Raw genomic sequence first — 17,317 nt, 5'->3', positions numbered from 1 at the left:
CGCCGCTTCAGTCGACGAAAGACCGGGTCAGCCCAGCACGAGAAATCCGTCCTCATCCAGATATCCCGTATCACCGGTCGGATGCCAGAAAAGGCCGTCCTGTTCGACGGAATCTCTCTCGCTGTCCGCACTCCGGACCCCGCAGACGAAAATCAGGCCCCGTTCTCCCTGGGGCGCGTCTTCAAGGGGCCGGCTGCCCGGACGGACAACACGCACGGCGGAACCGGGCAACGGCAGCCCCGCCGAACCGGACTTCCAACCGTACTGGATGCTCATGTCCGCCGGATTCAGGATGTCGCGGGCGTTGACGGCCACAACGGGCATGGCATCGCCGAGACCATAGCCGTGGTGGACGGCAAGGCCGAATTTCTCGCGAAAGCCCCGCGCGTACCGGCCGGGCAGCTCGCCGCCTGCCGAGAGAACCAGACGCACGGAATCCAGCATGAGGGCGGGCATGGCTTCATTCTGGACATAGTCGCACAGGGCCTCTGGCCCCGAGCACAACACCGAGGCTCTGTGTCTGACGCACAGCCGGCCCACGCCCCGGACATCCAGCGGGTCGTGGTGACAGACAAGAGGTACGGATTCCAGAAGCGGCATGAACGCGCCGATGGTCAAACCCCATGACCGGTGCAGGGGCTCGGCGCTCAGCATCGTATCCTCGGCTTCGGGCGGGAAAAGGGAGGCCATCTGCCGGACGAAGGTGATGATGTCCGCATGGCTCAGACACGCGCTGACCACGCCGTCCCGGTCCACGAAGACAGCCGCTTCGCCATGCGGATCCAGGCAGACCGGCAGGAAGAATCGGGCCAGAAAAAAAGGCAGGGCAAGGATGATCCGTGTCGCACACAGCTGTGTCACAGTGGATTTTGGTATCTCCACGAAAAAAGGTTCCAGATCGAAAGCCGCCTCCAGATTGTCCCATTGGGAGGAGGATGTCAGGACCGTGCGTATCCCGGCCTGCTCCCGGCAGCGGGCTAAAGCCTGACCATCCAGCGAAGGGTCGAGGTTGACGGCGGTTTTACCCGCCATCAGCACGGCCAGATTGGCCAGAAGGCCCGATGCTCCCGGGGGCAGCATGACACCCAGACTTTTCGCGGGCATGCGGTGGAGCGTCCGCGAAAGCTGAAGGGCGGCATGAAAGAGCTTCAATACGGACAACCGCCGGCCGGAGGAGTCAGCCACAGCCGGACGGCGCGGGGCACGGGCGGCCACGCGCAGCCAGTTTTCCGGGATGGACTTCCGGCTGCGGGAAAAATCGCTCCAGACGGCGACGGAAAGCAGCCTGACGGCGTTCTTGACTTCTGAAACCACGGCTGTGGAAGGCAGGGGCGGTCCGAAACCGACATGAACATCCCGCACCCGCTTCAGACCGGAGTTGCGCCGGAAATGCCGGGTAACGGCGGACCACCGGCTGCCCCAAAGGCCGTTCAGATAAAAGGGAATGATCGGACACCCCGACTGCACGGCGGGTATGGAAAAACCTCGCCGGAATTCGCCCAGCTGGCCATTGCGGCTGATGGCTCCCTCCGGAAAAAGCGCCACGCAATCCCCGCTCTTGAGGGCATCGGCTATCTTACGCAGGGCGGCCCTGTTGGCCGTGGGAGAAATGGGAATGGCCCGGTACAAATCAAAAAACCAGCGTATGCCCCGGCGGTTGTAATAGGCGCTGGACATGACAAAACGCATGGGCCGAGGGGCCGCCAGATACAGCATGGCCCAGTCGATCCAGCTCGTGTGGTTGCCAAGCAGCAGCACACCGCCTTTGGCCGGGAAATGCTCCAGGCCGGAAACGGTCAGCCGGTAGCGCAGACCGAAAATAAAACGCAGCACCAGACACAGAAACGGCCGGAGCATGAAGCTCAGGGAAAAGACCGCCCCCAGGGCCATGATTCCAGCCAGACCCAGGATGAAAGGCGCGCTGCCCAGGTCGGTCATGGACATCAGCACCGTGGCCCCCAGAAAGGACAACATGAATACGTTCTGAACGAAATTGTTTCCGGCCAGAATGGCTCCCGATTCCGACTCCGGGGCGTTGAACTGGATGAGGGCGTTCAGAGGCACCACGAACAGCCCGCCAAAAAAGCCGTACACGGCCAGCAGCGTTCCCAGAACGAAGGTATCGCTCATGAAGGGGATAGCCCCCATGCACACGGTCATGCCGATGGCAGCCAGCGGAACGAGACCCGTTTCGATATGGTTTCTGGACAGCCGCCCGGCGGTCACGGAACCGGCGATAATACCCACCCCGCCGATGGCCAGAAGTCCCTGGGCCACCACTGTCGAGGTCTCCCCGGCCATTTCCTTCAGATGCGCGCCGAAGGCGGCCAGAAGCACCTGATTCACGGCCCAGAACAGAGACAGCCCCAGCACGGACATGCGGATGGAAGGATCGCGCCAGAGGTTGCCGAGATTCGTCTTCAGATATGTTCCGCGGACATAGGAGCGCATATTCAGATGCAGGTCCGCGTCGCCGCTCCGGTAGGCGGGAATGCGCCAGGCCACAATGGTCTGGGCCAGGGCTCCGGCCATCAGCAGAAAGCCGCATGGCGCGACGGCCATGAGGATCTCTTCCCTGCTCCGGGCCTGACCGATGAGCGTCTCGAAGAGCTGGGAAAAAAGCACGCCGCCGAGCAGGATGGCCACGATGGTCACGGCCTGGACCACGCCATTGGCCATGCCCAGATTGTCCTTTCCCGCCATTTCCCGGATATAGCCGTATTTGGCCGGAGAATAGAAGGCCGACTGGGCGGCCAGGATGAGAGTCAAAATAAAGGCTGTCTCAAACCGGCCCGTGACGTAGGCCACGGTGATGAGCACCGTCAGGGGCAGAGCGAAGGCCGCTGTCCAGCGCATAACCAGATGCTTGGGAAAACGGTCGGCCAGGAACCCGGCCGGAGTGAAAAAAAGGATGAACGGCAGCAAAATGCAGGCGTTGACGAGAGCCGTCAGCCCGATCTGGGTGGAGCCATCGTAGCATTTGAAAATCGTGTTCTGGATGACGATCTTGTGCCCCAGATCAATCATGGCGTTGATCAGGACCACGGCGAGGTAAGGGATGAAACCCCATGGCCCGGTTCTGCGGGGATGCGCCGGGTCGCGCCGGAGTATTTTCTTCATGTGCTCAGGCCGCACCCAGAATACGCATACAGGCTTCGGTGACGTGAAGATGGGTGGAGGGCTCAAGCTCCAGTCTGCCGTAGCGGTGCAATACGAGTGGCTGCAGGATGGCGCCCATGATAAGGCCCGCACAAAGCTCCGCATCGCAGGGCGGAATATCCCCATCGCCGATCCCCTGCCCGATGAAGCGGGAGGTGACGTCCATGGGATCGCTCTTCCGGGACACCAGACGTTCTTCCGGAAAGCCGTGCTGAGTCAGCAAGATGAAGGCGAACTGATCACTGTTGTAGACGTAGTAGTCGTAGATGGTCTGGATAGCCAAGCTGAAGCGCTGGGCAAAAGGCAGGCGGTTGTCGAAGAGAACTTCCGAAACCAGATGGATGAACTGGTCCAGCTCCCTGTTGAAGAGCTTCCAGGCCATCTCCTCCTTACCTTCGTAGTGCCGGTACAGAACACCTTCCGTCACTCCCGCGGCGGCGGCAATGTCCTTGACGGTAGTGCGGGTCAACCCCTTGGTGGAAAACAGACGGATGGCCGCCTCTTCGATAACTTCACGCTTCATGAGGGAACGGGACATAGTACTTCCTTTTTGTGTGAGCGCTTTTTTACGTCTCTTGGCGGGCAGGTCAAGAAAAAGGCAGGAACACTTTTCCCCGGGGGGTCGGGCTCCAGCGGCGTCAATGAACCGTGGAGGCTTCCGGAACTCCGGTGCCTCCTTCACCGACAGAGGATCGCGCTACTTCAGGCTCCAGATAGAAAATGCCGTACTCTCCGGCCAGGCGTTCCGTCACCCGGACTCGCGCCCGGGCGCATAGGAGATGTACCAGCGCCGTGTACTTTTCCTTGATCACCAGACGCTCAGGTGTCTTCAACCCGGCAAGATAGCCCCGCAGTGTCTCTTCCTTTCCGCCCCGATCTTCAAGCCAGTTCATTTCTTTTCGCATGTAGAACTGAAGGCCATATGCCGGAGTGGTCAACAGCCCTGTCAAAGGGGCCGGGCGGACCGCCTCTTCCTGACGCACGATTTCAGCCAGATGGCGCATGTTCTCCGGCAGAGGCAGTACACCCGAAATCCATCGCATGACGCACAGGACAAACACCGCAGTGGCGCATGTGAAAAGCACGGACCGCATGTGCGCCCCGATGCTGCAGTTCAGAAAAAAGGTCAGAAAAAGTACAAGAGGCACGGAAAGGGGTAAAATATACAACGGCAAACGGCTCTTGGACAGACAGAACACAAGGAGCGGTAAAAAGAACCAAAGCAGGAGAAAAATCCGTATGGACCGCTCCATAAAGCCCAACCCATGCCAGCGGGCCCGTCTTTGCCAGAGAATCCAGAGCCAGTGCGCCTGTCCCAGGATAAGAAGCGGAGCGTAAATAATGAAGGGACTGTACCACTCTGGATTGCGGTCAAAAACATCCGTAGCCACCCGACCCGCAATTTCCTCCAGCAAATAATAGCTCAACAGGCCGGGATGCTTCCAAGTCATGAGACCAAACCAGGAAAAAGCGCACACGGAAAAAAGAATCAGACCGGGCAGAGAAAAGATACGCAGACTCCTGAACCGCCACCAATGCCAGAGAAGCAGACAGAGTAAAGGGAGAAGAGCCGGCGGCCCTTTGGTCAGGAAGGCCAGCCCGAAGGCCGCCCAGCAGAGATGGATGCGCCAGTCCGCAAGCGGCTCGGAATGATCCTGTCCGTCCGAGCGCAGGGGCACGCCGGGAAAAGCCCAGAAAAGATACAGCGCAACGGCAAGAGTCTCCCACCAGGTCAGCAGCATGTCCGTACTCAACATGGTAGCGCCAAGCACAGGCAATACCGAAGAGATGTACACGACAAACGCCAAAAACGCAGCCCGTTCTCCCCAGAGCCTCCAGGCCATCATGGCGGTCAGCACGACAGTCCCCAGAAAGGCCAGCCCGCTGGCCAGGCGGACTCCGACTTCTGTGTTGCCGAGTATTTTGATCCCCGCAGCCGTGGACCAGTAGGCCATGGGCGGCTTGGTCCAATGTGGAACGTAATTGAGGGTCGGCTCCAGATAGTTTCCCGTTTCGACCATCTCCCGGGCGCATTCGGCATAGCGTCCTTCCGTGGTCTCCATCAGCCCCCGACTCGCATTACCCACGAAGGCGGCGCATACTGCCAGAAAAGCGGCCAGAAACCACAAGATGGGACGATGGAGGAACAGAAACCCTGCCGGCCTCATTTCCACCTGATCACACGACATGTTTTTCATCGGAGAAACAATGAAATCAGCACAAGAAATCAGCTGGAAAGCATATTTGCCGCAGGAAAAGGATATTTCGGAAGGATCAAAGGCTTCCGCACAGATTTTCAAGAAATGCAGAAATTTTCAGCAGCTCCGGCCGCGACGGGTCCAGATGATACCGGTCAGCCAGGGCGGCGGACGGAGTATAGAGCAGCTCGCACCCGGAAGACGTTTCGCGAATGAGTATCCTCAACGGTAAATCCAGGGCGATGTCCGGGGCCGCCTGCATGAGCGGCGTGCCGACAACGGGATTACCCAAAATGACGACGCGCGTCTCCGGCATTTCAAGACCTGCGCCGCGTGCGTTCTCAGCGTGATCTATCGTACAGAAAACGGGTATGTGCATTTCAGCCAGACGGCTGAGCAATGCTGCATGCATGTCCGAAACCGATCGACCATAACTCCGGGAATGAGGGGGAAAATCTTTCATCAAGTGGCTCTCCTTGGTCTCTCCGAGCTAAACATCTTTGACATTTCTCCTGTATTCTCTGAGTATAAACCCACAGTGATTTTTATTTTTGATATAATATCTCTGTATCAAAATAATGCCCCCGGGCACATTTTCTGTAAGAGTCAACATCAGACGAGGCGATTGCTTCATACATTGCCTGATGCTTTTCTATCTGTTCCGGAAGAAAAGACGCCAAGTTATCGTAATATATGGCGATATATGTCCAATAGTAATTCCCCAAAGAATTCCACGCCCTGAGCAATGACTCACTATATGCGCCTTGTACGATCGTAAGATGGAAACTCATATCATATTCGCGCATGCATCTGGGATTATTTTCTTGCACACAGCGGCTCATGTTATCCACGCAATATTTGAGATATTCAATGTCAATATATTTTGATTGATGTTTTATGATACTCCATTGTACAGCAGTGGATTCAATTTCCGTTCTAACATCATAATAATCATCAAGCTGGTCTTTTGTCAGAGTGCGGATGCGGGTCCCCTTATATGCTTCCGTCTCCAGAAATCCTTGCGCCGCGAGATCCCGAATGGCTTCCCGCACGGCACCTTGGCTTATGGAAAGCTCCTTTGCCAGCTTGGATTCCACCACTTTGTCCCCAGGCGCAAGATCTCCCCGTAATATTGCACTGACAAGGTATTCCGCAACGTCATCCCGCAGCACTCTTCTTTTCAGTAATCCACCACGATCTAGATGTTTCTCCCCCGCATTTTTTTTCTGCAACACACTCATGACGATCTCTTCAATCGAAAATACTTTTGATTCTTTCTAGATCAAAGGGCTTATTCTGCCGTATAAACTGGGCAATAACTATACATTCCTCATGGATATGTTCCATACGCAGCATCCTGCAATCCAAGAGAACGGGAAAAGAATCATCCCAAAGGCTGAAAAGAGAAAAAAATCCCTCCCAGAGCAAACTCTCATCTGGCTTCTCCTCCAATACAACCTGCATGCTGAGCGGCGAAAGGCCGATAATCATCCCCCGGTAATGATTTTTTGCATCTCGCCCCGCAGAAAGGACCACTGGGATCGAGCATTTTTTCCGTGGAGCCTGGCGCTTTTCCTCCGCTATGGCCAGATTTTCATTCCTGATGAGATGATTGGTCAGTATATTTTCAACGAGGAAGGATATGGATATATTTTCAATACGTGAAATTGCCTTGAGTTGAGAAAATATTGCATCTGTCGTGCGGAAGGAAATTTTTGTTTCCTTCTTTGCCGTGTCTTTTGAAATATGCTTCATATGCTGGTAAGCGACAAAAAATGAAATTACAGTATATATCGCTATACGACCATAATCCAGGCATCAGAGCCAGTCGAAAAATTTCTTGAATCTGCTGGGGTGCCTCTGTGTATCATTCTCCTGTTGCTGGTAGTAAAAATAGGCCACCTTGGCTTTGGCCTCCGCCAGACGCACCACCTCCGGCAACTCTGAAAAATTCTCCAGAACATATATATAACGCATCCATGCAGCTTTATAGGATTCTGATTTAAAATAAAAATCGGCCACATAAAGCTCGTGTTCAGCCATCATTTTACGACATTTTCCAATATACTCGATAGCCTTTTCTCTGTGTCCACTCTGTGGATAATCCTCTACCAGACGTTCCAGAGAAGCGATGGCTTCCTCAAGCCCACTCTGGGGGAGATCAATAGATTTATAGGTATTGTATTTACATATACCTATCTGAAGAAGAACATAATCCACAGATTCATGCCGCGGATGCATATTCAGAAATTCTTCATATGTATCAGCTGCTTCCATATACTGCTTATCCAGATAGTAGGCATCACCCAACATGAGGCGGGCCTGAATGGCGTATGGACTGAACGGATAACGATCATTCAATCTACTTAATGACTCAATGGCGCTTCCATAGTCTTGATCCTGAAGCTGCCCACGCGCATTTTCAAAGAGTTCCTGCGCTGTATCTTCGGGTGGAGTGAGAAAATAATAATCAATAATACCACATCCATTGAGACAGAGGAGCAAAAAAAATACAATCAATTTTCTGAGCATTGGGCGCATCCGATAGAAAATAGGCAAATATGGAAGTTAAGAAAAAAACTGAAATAATCTCATGAAAAAAGGTGTCGGGTCAAAAGACATGACTCGATTTCTCTGAAAAAGAAAATGCCTCTGGCGGATGCTCCTCCAAAATGAAAGACACATCTTGGAAATATTCTCCTGCCCGAGGCATTTCTGTTGAATCAGAAAAGACAGCGCTCTAGAGCACCTTGTCTGTCAACATCTGCTTGAGGCTCGCTTTGGACACAGCCCCTGTAACCTGCTCCACCACGTCGCCGTTACGATAAAGAATCAGAGTGGGAATGGCACGGATGCCATATTTACTCGGAGTGGCAGGGTTTTCATCCACATTCATCTTCACGATTTTCACTTTGCCATCAAGTTCCTGAGCCAATTCTTCGATTACCGGGGCAATGGCTCTGCACGGACCGCACCACGGAGCCCAGAAATCCACCAGCACCGGCAGGTCACACTTCAGAACTTCGGCTTCAAAACCTGAATCATTAATCTGTACTGCCATTATTCACTCCTCACAGAAGTTTTTTGCATATAATCAAAGGGTACATTTCTGCCGCGAGGGACGGCCTCGAAGTCCAACCTGCTGGCCAGACCTTCTCCAGCCAAACAACTGCCAGCATATGCTACCATAGCAGCATTATCCCCACAATAGTTTTGAGCAGGAACCAGGAATTTGATCCCGCGACTGCGGGCCAATGCGGCAAACCGTGTACGCAGCAGACCATTGGCGGCCACTCCTCCGGCAACACACAGGGTTTTTATGTCCGGATACAGAGCCATGGCTCTCCTGGTTTTCTCAAGTAACGTGTCGACCACTACCGTGTTTACCGTCGCGCACAAATTCTTGATTTCCTGAGGAACAGACTTGGTTTCAAAATTCCCGTACGATAGTCCGGGCATCGGATTTTTCTGGACGAAATTGGCCACCGCTGTTTTCAGGCCACTAAAACTGAAATCACAATTATCGTTATGCAGGTACGGGCAGGAAAAAAGTTTGGGATCGGCCACTCCTTCGGCGGCCAGAATATCGATATATTTCCCCCCGGGTAAGGAAGGTTCAGAAGTTTCGCAATTTTATCGAAGGCCTCTCCAGCCGCGTCATCCAGTGTTTTACCGAGAAGGAGAAATTCATGCGGGTTGGTCATGCGGTAGATATGGGTATGCCCCCCCGATACCAACACACCGATGGCGGGATATCCTATGGGTGCGGTGAAATCACAGGCCAACAGATGAGCCTGCAGATGATTGACGCCAATGACGGGTATTTTCCAAGCCAGAGCCAGAGCTTTGGCGTAGGCGATACCGACCAGCAGAGCGCCGAGCAAGCCTGGCCCACGAGTGACAGCCACACAGTCCGGCTTTTCCTCGTTAAAAGAGCCCAACACTGAACGCACCAAAGTATCCAGCTTTCGCAGATGTTCTCTGGACGCAAGTTCCGGTACCACACCGCCAAAAACAGCGTGCATAGGTATTTGTGTATGAATGGCTTCCTGATGCAAAGCACCGTCCGCCCAGACAGCTACGGCCGTCTCATCGCAAGACGTTTCAATACCCAGACACTTCATAGCCCAACGAACAACTTAACGCGCATCCGCATAATACCGCTGCACGATCTCCACATCAGATTTGGAACCCACAAAGAGCGGTACACGCTGATGCAGTTCCTGGGGTTCGATATCGAGAATCCGCCGGGTTCCATCGGTAGCCATCCCTCCGGCCTGCTCAATGATCATGGCCATGGGAGCTGCCTCACACATGAGCCTGAGCTTTCCGGAAGGCTTGCGCGGATCGCGCATGTCAGCGGGATACATGAAAATCCCGCCATAAAGCAGGTTGCGGTGGAAATCCGAGACCAGCGAACCAATATAACGTAGACTGTATGGCCGCCCCAAAGAATTATCATTGGACTTGAAGTAATCCACTATCTTTCTGGTAGGCTCATCCCAGTACATGGAATAACCTTCATTGACAGAGTATATCTTGCCTTGTTCTGGAATCTTGATGTCTGGATGGGATAATAAAAACTCACCTACGCTCGGGTCCAGAGTGAAACCATGCACTCCGTCTCCCGCAGTATAAACCAGCATAGTCGAGGAACCATAGATGATGTATCCTGCCGCGACCTGCATAGCTCCTTTCTGCAGTATCTCACTCAGTGTTACCGCCTGATCACCGAACGATGTGCGTCGATAGATTCCGAATATGGTGCCAATGCTGACATTTGCGTCAATGTTGGCCGAACCATCCAGTGGATCAAACACCAATATATAGTCGCCTGTGGGAAACCGATGAGGGATTTCGATGAAATCCGCATTTTCCTCGGAAACCATGGCGCAAAGCACCCCAGCCCGCTCCATTCTGCGAATGATCACCTTATTGGCAAAATCATCCAGCTTCTGGACGATCTCTCCCTGAACATTGACCTCGCCTGTGACTCCCAGAACATCCAGCAAACCGGCTTTGGACACTTCCCGATCAATAATTTTTGCCGAGAGAATCAACTCCGTCAGCAATCTGGTGAACCGCCCCGAAGCCATGGGACGTTCCTTCTGGCGCAACAGCAGATTTTCAACGACCGTCACTTGGCGCATACAGATTACCCCCGATACAGATAAACAAGGTTGTCCGCAGCCATGCTCCTGATCCAGTACAGACGTTGCCCATCCACACGGGAACGCCCGGAATACTTTCTGCTTCTGCTCAGTTTTTTCAGAAGAGAGGCAAAAGATCCCGACTTGTCTGGGTGCTGGACCAGTTCCTCGTCCACGGCCAAAAACATGTCTGTGGAAGTAGAGTCGATCATAATCCGATCAACATTTATCTCCACGACAACCGTCCTGAGGCGGTCAGGACCAGCCTGGCTGGCGTGCACAAGCAGGCAGCGTCCATCATGCTTCAAAATAATACGCTTTTCTCCTTCCCCAGTCTGTTCCAAAAGATTTCTGACTGCGGCGTCATAGCCCAGATACTCGTCCCCCGAAACAAAAAGCAGGTCATTATCCAGAACCGCCATGAACTCGATCCAGGGATGTCCAGCCTTCTGGGCATCGACCCAGGAACTGTCCGGGGATTCACCGCCCAAGTCCAGCTGATCAAGTAAGCGTACGAGGCGGCTGTCGACCAAGTAGTAGTTGTCCAGAAAAACAGCCGGAATATCGGCGGAAGCGGCATCCTCGTAATCAATGGAGGCCACCGGATTCACGTATTCGTCATAGTACTGTCTGGTGACGTGGACAGGTCGACAGGCAAAAAGAAAAAAACAAATAGGTACCATGCAAAAATACTTCATCTCATCCTCGTCAGCCTGCTGAAGAGCCCGTGCTAACCCTTTATGGCTCTGTTTGTCCCGGCTTATGTGGTGGGAGTCGATCGTTCCTCCAGTCTGGAGGCGAGAGAATTCAATACGTCGTAAAGTCTGGCATTCTTGTCCGAGGCCTCGCTGCCCGGCAGTTCTTTGCGTGCCGCAGCCCTCAAGTCACGAATTTCAGCACGCTCATTCTCGTCAAGAGGAGCATCAAGCAAGTCGTCATAGATTTTCACTGCCTGCGCAAACTCTCCCTGAGCACACAGAAGCTTGGCCATGGTTTTTGTCTTGATCCCCGAATTCAGACACAGAAGCGTCACTTCCTCCGCATCCAGATCCGTCCCCGACTCTACAGGGACGGGTTCGGGTGCCGTTTCTTCATAACGGGAGATTCCCATGGACACGAGTTGGAGAAGATCAAAAGTCTCGCTCCGCGCGTTTCTCTCAAAAACAAATGAGGCCAAGGACAGATCCGGCCGAAATGTAGAAAAATGCTCACGCAACACTCGCCAGAACTTCTCATATGTCATAAGCTTGGCAACTATGGCCTGCCCCCACTCCACCGCTTCCTCACGGAGACCGGCCTCAGACAACAGTTCTATCAGAAACAACTGGGCTTCAAGAAAGTCCGGGTGGTATTCAATACCTTTTCGCACAATTTCAATGGCCCTGTCCATCAGCCCTTCTTTACGATACAGGCGGGCCAACGGGAAGAAAATCCGAGAGCCGGGATCATGAGCGAGAAGCTCGTCGAAAAGCTGAAATGTATCGTTCATATCACTTCATTATATACATCAATTCGTTATCGGAAAGATAGAAAAGTTCCCGTTTGACCAATCTCTCAATATATCGGTCATCTTTCTTCAGAACTCTGATCTCAGAACTTACCTGCCTGTTGCGCATATCCATTTCATCAATCTTTACTTGAACGGCTTCTATCTTTTCCTGAAGCTCCTGGTATGCAGGCAAGCCGCTTTTTTCATCAAATATCTTGTACAACAAAAAAATATTGACCATGAATAGAATGAAAAAGGAAAATTTTTTCTTGCTCTTGAACAAATTCATCCCTCCATTCTCGCTTTTTTTTCTGCTAAAACCCACATCTCTTTATAATTTTTATATTCTTTCAATATGATTTCCAAAAAGTGCTCTATCTGTTTTACGTCGGCTTTTCCAATGACAAAATTAACTCCACGGAAAAATGCTTCGCTTTGCTGCATGCTCTGAGTATCCGTGTTGACATAGACAACATTGATATCCCGTCTTCTCAATCCATCCCATTTTCTGGCCGCATTCAGTATTGCCTGTGCCGCATCGCTTTCTTCAAGAATGAGCATCTGGTAGTAGTTGACTCTCATCTTTTCGAGCGCCACGGTGACAGTCGGTGCCTCGGAAATATGTATTCCTTTGAATTTGAGAAAATCTCCTATCCGCCCCGCCAGCTCGTTGTCTGGGACATACATAAGTGCGACTGTGGCATCGTGGGGAAAAGCTTCCGGTGCAATCATTTGTCCATCGGAATTCTGCTCTATGAGCAGAGGCTCTCTGCATTTTGGACAATTGAGCTTGAACTTTTTTGCCTCAGGCAGGCGTTCATCCGGAAATTCAAAGCTGGTTTCACAAAAAGAACATGTTATTTCCATGTATAGCGCCTCCGGCCATTGCGCACTTTGTTTGTCCAGACGGACTCCAACTCATCAGAAAAACGCACCTTTCCGTTCGTAATCGTGATCAAGCTCGAGTCCTTCAATATTCGTCACCTTCTCACCACGCGCCGTTTTGATCTTGTCGAGCATCTGGGCCAGCCTGGACCGGTCCGAGCTGTTCAATATGGCCGTTTCCTCGGTAATGATATTGTTCTCAAAAAGATTGGCCAAGTATTTGTCAAAAGTGATCATGCCAAAAGCATCTCCACTCTCCACAATGTTATAGAAATTCTTCTCTTCGGTTTCTCCATTGAAGATGACTTCCCTGACCCGCAAATTGGTTTTCATGATTTCAAAAGCCGGAATCCGGCCACCTCCGATCCGCGGCATCAGACGCTGAGAGATGACGAATTTCAGACTACCAGCAAGGCGATCACGGATCAGTCGTTCTTCAGCCAGTTCGAACATACCGATGATACGGTTGATTGTCTGCCCGGCATCACTGGTGTGCAATGTGCCGAGAACCAGATGGCCTGTTTCCGCCGCCTCCAGGGCAATACTCACTGTTTCGCGGTCGCGGATTTCGCCCACCAGAATGACTTTGGGGGCTTGGCGCAAGGCGGCGCGCAAACCTGAAGCGAAAGCATCAAAATCCCTGCCCAGTTCCCGCTGGTTTATCGTGCCGAGCTTGTGCTCGTGCACGTATTCGATGGGGTCTTCCAGCGTAACGATATGCTTCCGATAAAGCTGGTTGATGTTATCGATAAGCGCGGCCAATGATGTCGTCTTACCCGTACCCGTGGCCCCGGTGATCAGAATCAGCCCGAATTTCTCCCTTGACATCTCATAGAATACATCCGGGAGTTCCAGTTCCCCGATGGTCGGCACGGCAGAAGTCAATCTACGCATGACAATGGCCAGAGAACCACGCTGCCCCAGAATATTGACACGGAACCGGCAAAACCCGGGAAGCTCATAGGACAGGTCGCAAGAACCTCTGAGTACCTGATCCTCATACAGACGCAAACGATTGCCCATCATACACATGGCAATGGCTTCGACCTGAATGGGCAGAAGCGGTCCGGGATTGGGTTCCATGCGCGCATTGCGGAGCTCCCCGTGTACCTCCACCTGCGTCGGCTTGTTCACAGTAAAAATAATATCCGAGGCTTCAGGAGCGTCTTCAAGAATCTGATGCAGAATATGGTCAAGCTGCGCTCTTTGCATCTTACACCTCTGTGAAGTCCTGCGGAGGATTCGTCAGAAATTCCCTGAACTTGGCTTTGGTCGCCGCCTTGTTGTACGCCTGCTCAGGATCGATGATGCCGGCGGTCAAAAGCCGGAGGATAGCTTCGTCGAGGCTCTGCATACCGAACTTCTTACCTGTTTCGATGACGGAATTAATCTGGAAAATCTTGTTCTCGCGGATCAAGTTACGAACGGCCGGAGTGGCGATGAGAATTTCAATTCCGGCAACCCGGCCCGGTCTGTCCACCCGCTTGAACAGGTTCTGGGCGATGATAGCCCTCAGGGAATCGGCCAGACCGGAACGGATCTGTCCCTGCAATTCCCCCGGAAAAACCTCGATGATACGGTCGATGGTTTTGGAAGCGGAAATGGTGTGCAGTGTGGCAAAAACCAGATGACCGGTTTCCGCCGCTTCCAAAGCCAGCTGGATGGTCTCCAGGTCGCGCATTTCGCCCACCAGAATGATGTCTGGGTCTTCGCGCAGGGCGCCGCGCAGGGCCGCACTGAAAGACTGGGTATCCCGCCCCACCTCACGCTGGTTGATGAGGCAGCTCTGCGGCTCATGCACGAATTCGATGGGATCCTCGATGGTCAGGATATGATCTTTGCGGATCTTGTTCACATAGTCGATGATGGCTGCCAAAGTGGTGGATTTTCCGCTGCCTGTAGGGCCGGTGACCAACACCAGACCCTTGGGCAGAAGAGCCAGATTTTTCAAAATGGATGGCAACCCCAAATCGTCAATGGACAATATCTTCTGGGGAATTTCTCGGAAAACAGCCCCGATTCCCCGCTTCTGCATAAAAAAGTTGGAGCGGTAGCGGGCCAAATGCGGAACCTCATAAGCAAAATCGACATCTCCGGTCTCTTCAAAAATCTTGATCTTGTTCTCCGGCGTGATCTCGTAGAGCAGCTTCTTCAGTTCTTCGTGCTCCAGCATCTTGTACTTGATCCGCTGCATTTCACCCTGCAGCCGAATGACCGGCTGGGAGCCGGACGAAAGATGCAAGTCCGAAGCCCCAAGCTCGTGCATCATCTTAAAAAAAGCATCAATCTGAGCCAATTACATATCCCCCTGCACTTACCGCGCATCCTTTGGGAAAGCTAATCAATTCACTCGCCCCACAATCGATAAAAGCTGTAAAGATAATTCCAACCGGAAAAAACCGTCAAAACCACCGCAGCCAGTAAAAGTATCTGTCCGAGCAATGCCAAATCCGTACCCAGAAAAGGATAGTGATGAACAAGAGGTACCAAGGCCACACTCTGCATGATGGTTTTCAACTTTCCGTACCGGTCGGCGGCAATGACCTGTCCTTTATCGGCGGCAATGGCACGCAAGCCGGTCACCAGAATTTCCCGGACCACGATAATGATCGTTATCCAGGCCGGAACCCAGCCCAGACTGGAAAGCATGATCAGAACCGAAGCAATGAGAATCTTGTCGGCCAGTGGATCAAGAAATTTCCCAAAATTGGTCACCTGATTATATCTTCTGGCGATAAAGCCATCAGCAAGGTCGGTCAGAATGGCGATCAGAAAAAAAATCGCGGCCAGCAGACAAGTCAATGGCGCCGGGAAGTATAAGAGCGCCACAATGAACGGAACAGCCGCAATACGGAAAATTGTCAGGGCGTTGGCAGTATTCATAGAAATTCATTCATAGTGCTTCAATCGTGCCCAGACCTTTTGAACATATCCTTGAGTTTCGGCATACGGAGGAATGTCGCCGTACTTTTTTACGGCATTGGGTCCGGCATTGTATGCCGCCACGGCCAGACGCTTGTCTGGAAACGTATCCAGCAGATATTTCAAATAACGAATGCCTGCATCGATATTTTCCATGGGATCAAAAGGATCGGACAAATTCAGATCTTTTCCTGTAGCTGGCATGATCTGCATCAGTCCCTGCGCTCCAGCCGATGAAACTGCGGCAGCATTGAATCCGGATTCCACATCGATCACCGCCATAACCAGACTTTTTTCCACACCATATTTTTCACACAGGCGTGATACAATGCTTTGCACTTCCTTGATGCTCTTCTTCTCGCGCTTGAATGCGGCCAAGGCGTTCCGAATATAATTCTTTGATTTCTTGAACTTATATGGCTTGTAATTTGATGAATTCGGTATATCTGTAATACATAGCGTGCCGTCTTCTTTAATTCTGTAATAGAGCTTCTTTGCGTGAGAACTCTCCGCCACACAAAGCAGCACACTCAAAATACAGATAAACGCAAGGGCAAATTTCATAACACGTAAAACATCTCTGATATCCATAACTAAGTATGGCTGCCGACAGATACTGCCTCCGAAATGCTCTCTGTCGCGGCAATAACCTTCTCCGACAAGTCTAGCAATGCCTTCTTTGCAGGAGAATCCACATCCAGCATGACCACGGGCTTACCCAGATCCCCAGCCAGCACGGCAGACGGGTCCAGCGGAATGGCGCCAAGAAAACGCAACCCATATTTCCCGGCCAGTTCCTCGCCGCCTCCTTTCTTGAACAGATCGATGTGCTGAGCACAGTGCGGACAGGTCAGGCCGCTCATATTTTCGACCACACCGAGGATATTGGCCTTCACATATTGCAGAAAATTGATGGACTTGCGAACATCCGCCAAGGAGATTTCCTGAGGCGTCGTCACCACAATGGCCAAGGCGTCCGGAACGGTTTTCAGGACAGCCATGGGTTCATCACCCGTACCGGGAGGCGAATCAATGACCAGGAAATCAAGCTCGCCCCATTCCACGTCAGAGACAAACTGCCGGATGGCCGAAGTCTTCATGGGGCCCTTCCACAGAACAGCCTGATCCGGATCCGTAAGCAGGGACTCCATGGAAACCACGGACAAATTTTCACTGTACTGTTTGGGGCGAACCCCCCTGGCCTGATCCACTTCCAGAAGCCCTTGCAGCCCGAGCAAATGAGGGACGCTCGGGCCGTGGATATCCACATCCAGAAGGCCCACCCGGTATCCCTTCAGGGACAAGGCCACTGCAAGGTTGGCGGATACGGAGCTTTTACCCACCCCTCCCTTGCCGCTCATGACGAAAAGCTTGTGCCTGATTTTGGACAGCGCGCTGACGATGAGTTTATCCTGCCGCTCCATTTTGGACTCGGGGCTGTCCTGAATCTGGCCCAGATTGCTCCGGCCGGAACAGGACGCGCAGGAAGATTTATTACCGGACATTATTCCTCC

The 17,317-nt window shown here is 52.5% G+C and carries 18 protein-coding genes and 1 pseudogene; all 19 read right to left on the bottom strand.

The window, feature by feature from the left end; translation table 11 throughout:
* Positions 1-27: 27 nt before the first annotated feature.
* On the bottom strand, positions 28-3,120 hold the full coding sequence (locus tag AXF15_RS08920) for an MFS transporter (RefSeq protein WP_066606245.1): 3,093 nt from the start codon (positions 3,118-3,120) through the stop codon (positions 28-30).
* 4 nt (positions 3,121-3,124) lie between these two features.
* Positions 3,125-3,697, bottom strand: a complete 573-nt coding sequence (locus AXF15_RS08915) for a TetR/AcrR family transcriptional regulator (RefSeq protein ID WP_066606243.1) — start codon at positions 3,695-3,697, stop codon at positions 3,125-3,127.
* A gap of 100 nt (positions 3,698-3,797) precedes the next feature.
* A complete protein-coding gene (locus AXF15_RS08910; protein ID WP_211258968.1) occupies positions 3,798-5,327 on the bottom strand; it encodes an ArnT family glycosyltransferase in 1,530 nt (509 codons plus the stop codon).
* Positions 5,328-5,433: 106 nt separating this feature from the next.
* Complete coding sequence (locus tag AXF15_RS08905) at positions 5,434-5,736, bottom strand: DUF302 domain-containing protein (protein WP_257721637.1); 303 nt, start codon at positions 5,734-5,736, stop codon at positions 5,434-5,436.
* 166 nt (positions 5,737-5,902) lie between these two features.
* On the bottom strand, positions 5,903-6,598 hold the full coding sequence (locus tag AXF15_RS08900) for a GntR family transcriptional regulator (protein ID WP_066606237.1): 696 nt from the start codon (positions 6,596-6,598) through the stop codon (positions 5,903-5,905).
* Between the two features lie 10 nt (positions 6,599-6,608).
* Complete coding sequence (locus AXF15_RS14040; protein ID WP_151192336.1) at positions 6,609-7,112, bottom strand: hypothetical protein; 504 nt, start codon at positions 7,110-7,112, stop codon at positions 6,609-6,611.
* Between the two features lie 63 nt (positions 7,113-7,175).
* Positions 7,176-7,889 (bottom strand): outer membrane protein assembly factor BamD, encoded by a 714-nt coding sequence (locus AXF15_RS08890; RefSeq protein WP_236884754.1) that lies wholly within the window; start codon positions 7,887-7,889, stop codon positions 7,176-7,178.
* A 208-nt stretch (positions 7,890-8,097) separates the two neighbouring features.
* The gene (gene trxA / locus AXF15_RS08885) at positions 8,098-8,418 is read right to left on the bottom strand and encodes a thioredoxin (protein WP_066606231.1); all 321 of its coding nucleotides are present in this window, start codon (positions 8,416-8,418) and stop codon (positions 8,098-8,100) included.
* Positions 8,418-9,481, bottom strand: a pseudogene (gene tsaD / locus AXF15_RS08880) (tRNA (adenosine(37)-N6)-threonylcarbamoyltransferase complex transferase subunit TsaD). Before tsaD ends, trxA begins: the two are co-directional and overlap by 1 nt.
* 15 nt (positions 9,482-9,496) lie before the next feature.
* Positions 9,497-10,507 carry a class 1 fructose-bisphosphatase gene (gene fbp, locus AXF15_RS08875; RefSeq protein ID WP_066606228.1) on the bottom strand — a complete coding sequence of 337 codons (1,011 nt, stop codon included), beginning with the start codon at positions 10,505-10,507 and terminating at the stop codon, positions 9,497-9,499.
* 5 nt (positions 10,508-10,512) lie between these two features.
* On the bottom strand, positions 10,513-11,190 hold the full coding sequence (locus tag AXF15_RS08870; RefSeq protein WP_151192335.1) for a hypothetical protein: 678 nt from the start codon (positions 11,188-11,190) through the stop codon (positions 10,513-10,515).
* Between the two features lie 77 nt (positions 11,191-11,267).
* Complete coding sequence (locus tag AXF15_RS08865; protein ID WP_066606216.1) at positions 11,268-11,996, bottom strand: tetratricopeptide repeat protein; 729 nt, start codon at positions 11,994-11,996, stop codon at positions 11,268-11,270.
* A gap of 1 nt (position 11,997) precedes the next feature.
* A complete protein-coding gene (locus tag AXF15_RS08860) occupies positions 11,998-12,279 on the bottom strand; it encodes an FtsB family cell division protein (protein WP_211258966.1) in 282 nt (93 codons plus the stop codon).
* Between the two features lie 2 nt (positions 12,280-12,281).
* Positions 12,282-12,863, bottom strand: coding sequence for a zinc-ribbon domain-containing protein (locus AXF15_RS08855; protein ID WP_066606211.1), 582 nt, complete (start codon positions 12,861-12,863; stop codon positions 12,282-12,284).
* A 54-nt stretch (positions 12,864-12,917) separates the two neighbouring features.
* Positions 12,918-14,093 (bottom strand): type IV pilus twitching motility protein PilT, encoded by a 1,176-nt coding sequence (locus AXF15_RS08850; RefSeq protein ID WP_066606209.1) that lies wholly within the window; start codon positions 14,091-14,093, stop codon positions 12,918-12,920.
* A 1-nt stretch (position 14,094) separates the two neighbouring features.
* The gene (locus AXF15_RS08845; RefSeq protein WP_066606205.1) at positions 14,095-15,177 is read right to left on the bottom strand and encodes a type IV pilus twitching motility protein PilT; all 1,083 of its coding nucleotides are present in this window, start codon (positions 15,175-15,177) and stop codon (positions 14,095-14,097) included.
* Positions 15,178-15,227: 50 nt separating this feature from the next.
* A complete protein-coding gene (gene pgsA / locus AXF15_RS08840; RefSeq protein ID WP_066606203.1) occupies positions 15,228-15,764 on the bottom strand; it encodes a CDP-diacylglycerol--glycerol-3-phosphate 3-phosphatidyltransferase in 537 nt (178 codons plus the stop codon).
* A 6-nt stretch (positions 15,765-15,770) separates the two neighbouring features.
* Positions 15,771-16,367, bottom strand: a complete 597-nt coding sequence (locus AXF15_RS08835) for a lytic transglycosylase domain-containing protein (protein WP_211258965.1) — start codon at positions 16,365-16,367, stop codon at positions 15,771-15,773.
* A 29-nt stretch (positions 16,368-16,396) separates the two neighbouring features.
* The gene (locus tag AXF15_RS08830) at positions 16,397-17,308 is read right to left on the bottom strand and encodes an Mrp/NBP35 family ATP-binding protein (protein ID WP_083517961.1); all 912 of its coding nucleotides are present in this window, start codon (positions 17,306-17,308) and stop codon (positions 16,397-16,399) included.
* Between the last annotated feature and the right edge of the window lie 9 nt (positions 17,309-17,317).

The sequence above is a fragment of the Desulfomicrobium orale DSM 12838 genome (genome assembly GCF_001553625.1).
GTDB classification, from domain to species: Bacteria; Desulfobacterota; Desulfovibrionia; order Desulfovibrionales; family Desulfomicrobiaceae; genus Desulfomicrobium; species Desulfomicrobium orale.
This window is presented reverse-complemented; position numbering and strand designations above follow the sequence as displayed.

Excerpts from the sequence above, each read along its gene's own strand:
- pgsA (WP_066606203.1), bottom strand. The coding sequence starts at position 15,764 with ATGAATACTGCCAACGCCCTGACAATTTTCCGTATTGCGGCTGTTCCG.
- AXF15_RS08915 (WP_066606243.1), bottom strand. The coding sequence starts at position 3,697 with ATGTCCCGTTCCCTCATGAAGCGTGAAGTTATCGAAGAGGCGGCCATC.
- AXF15_RS08850 (WP_066606209.1), bottom strand. The coding sequence starts at position 14,093 with ATGCAAAGAGCGCAGCTTGACCATATTCTGCATCAGATTCTTGAAGAC.
- AXF15_RS14040 (WP_151192336.1), bottom strand. The coding sequence starts at position 7,112 with ATGAAGCATATTTCAAAAGACACGGCAAAGAAGGAAACAAAAATTTCC.
- AXF15_RS08890 (WP_236884754.1), bottom strand. The coding sequence starts at position 7,889 with ATGCTCAGAAAATTGATTGTATTTTTTTTGCTCCTCTGTCTCAATGGA.
- trxA (WP_066606231.1), bottom strand. The coding sequence starts at position 8,418 with ATGGCAGTACAGATTAATGATTCAGGTTTTGAAGCCGAAGTTCTGAAG.
- AXF15_RS08920 (WP_066606245.1), bottom strand. The coding sequence starts at position 3,120 with ATGAAGAAAATACTCCGGCGCGACCCGGCGCATCCCCGCAGAACCGGG.
- AXF15_RS08870 (WP_151192335.1), bottom strand. The coding sequence starts at position 11,190 with ATGGTACCTATTTGTTTTTTTCTTTTTGCCTGTCGACCTGTCCACGTC.
- AXF15_RS08835 (WP_211258965.1), bottom strand. The coding sequence starts at position 16,367 with ATGAAATTTGCCCTTGCGTTTATCTGTATTTTGAGTGTGCTGCTTTGT.
- AXF15_RS08905 (WP_257721637.1), bottom strand. The coding sequence starts at position 5,736 with ATGCACATACCCGTTTTCTGTACGATAGATCACGCTGAGAACGCACGC.
- AXF15_RS08855 (WP_066606211.1), bottom strand. The coding sequence starts at position 12,863 with ATGGAAATAACATGTTCTTTTTGTGAAACCAGCTTTGAATTTCCGGAT.
- AXF15_RS08865 (WP_066606216.1), bottom strand. The coding sequence starts at position 11,996 with ATGAACGATACATTTCAGCTTTTCGACGAGCTTCTCGCTCATGATCCC.
- AXF15_RS08910 (WP_211258968.1), bottom strand. The coding sequence starts at position 5,327 with ATGAGGCCGGCAGGGTTTCTGTTCCTCCATCGTCCCATCTTGTGGTTT.
- AXF15_RS08900 (WP_066606237.1), bottom strand. The coding sequence starts at position 6,598 with ATGAGTGTGTTGCAGAAAAAAAATGCGGGGGAGAAACATCTAGATCGT.
- AXF15_RS08830 (WP_083517961.1), bottom strand. The coding sequence starts at position 17,308 with ATGTCCGGTAATAAATCTTCCTGCGCGTCCTGTTCCGGCCGGAGCAAT.
- fbp (WP_066606228.1), bottom strand. The coding sequence starts at position 10,507 with ATGCGCCAAGTGACGGTCGTTGAAAATCTGCTGTTGCGCCAGAAGGAA.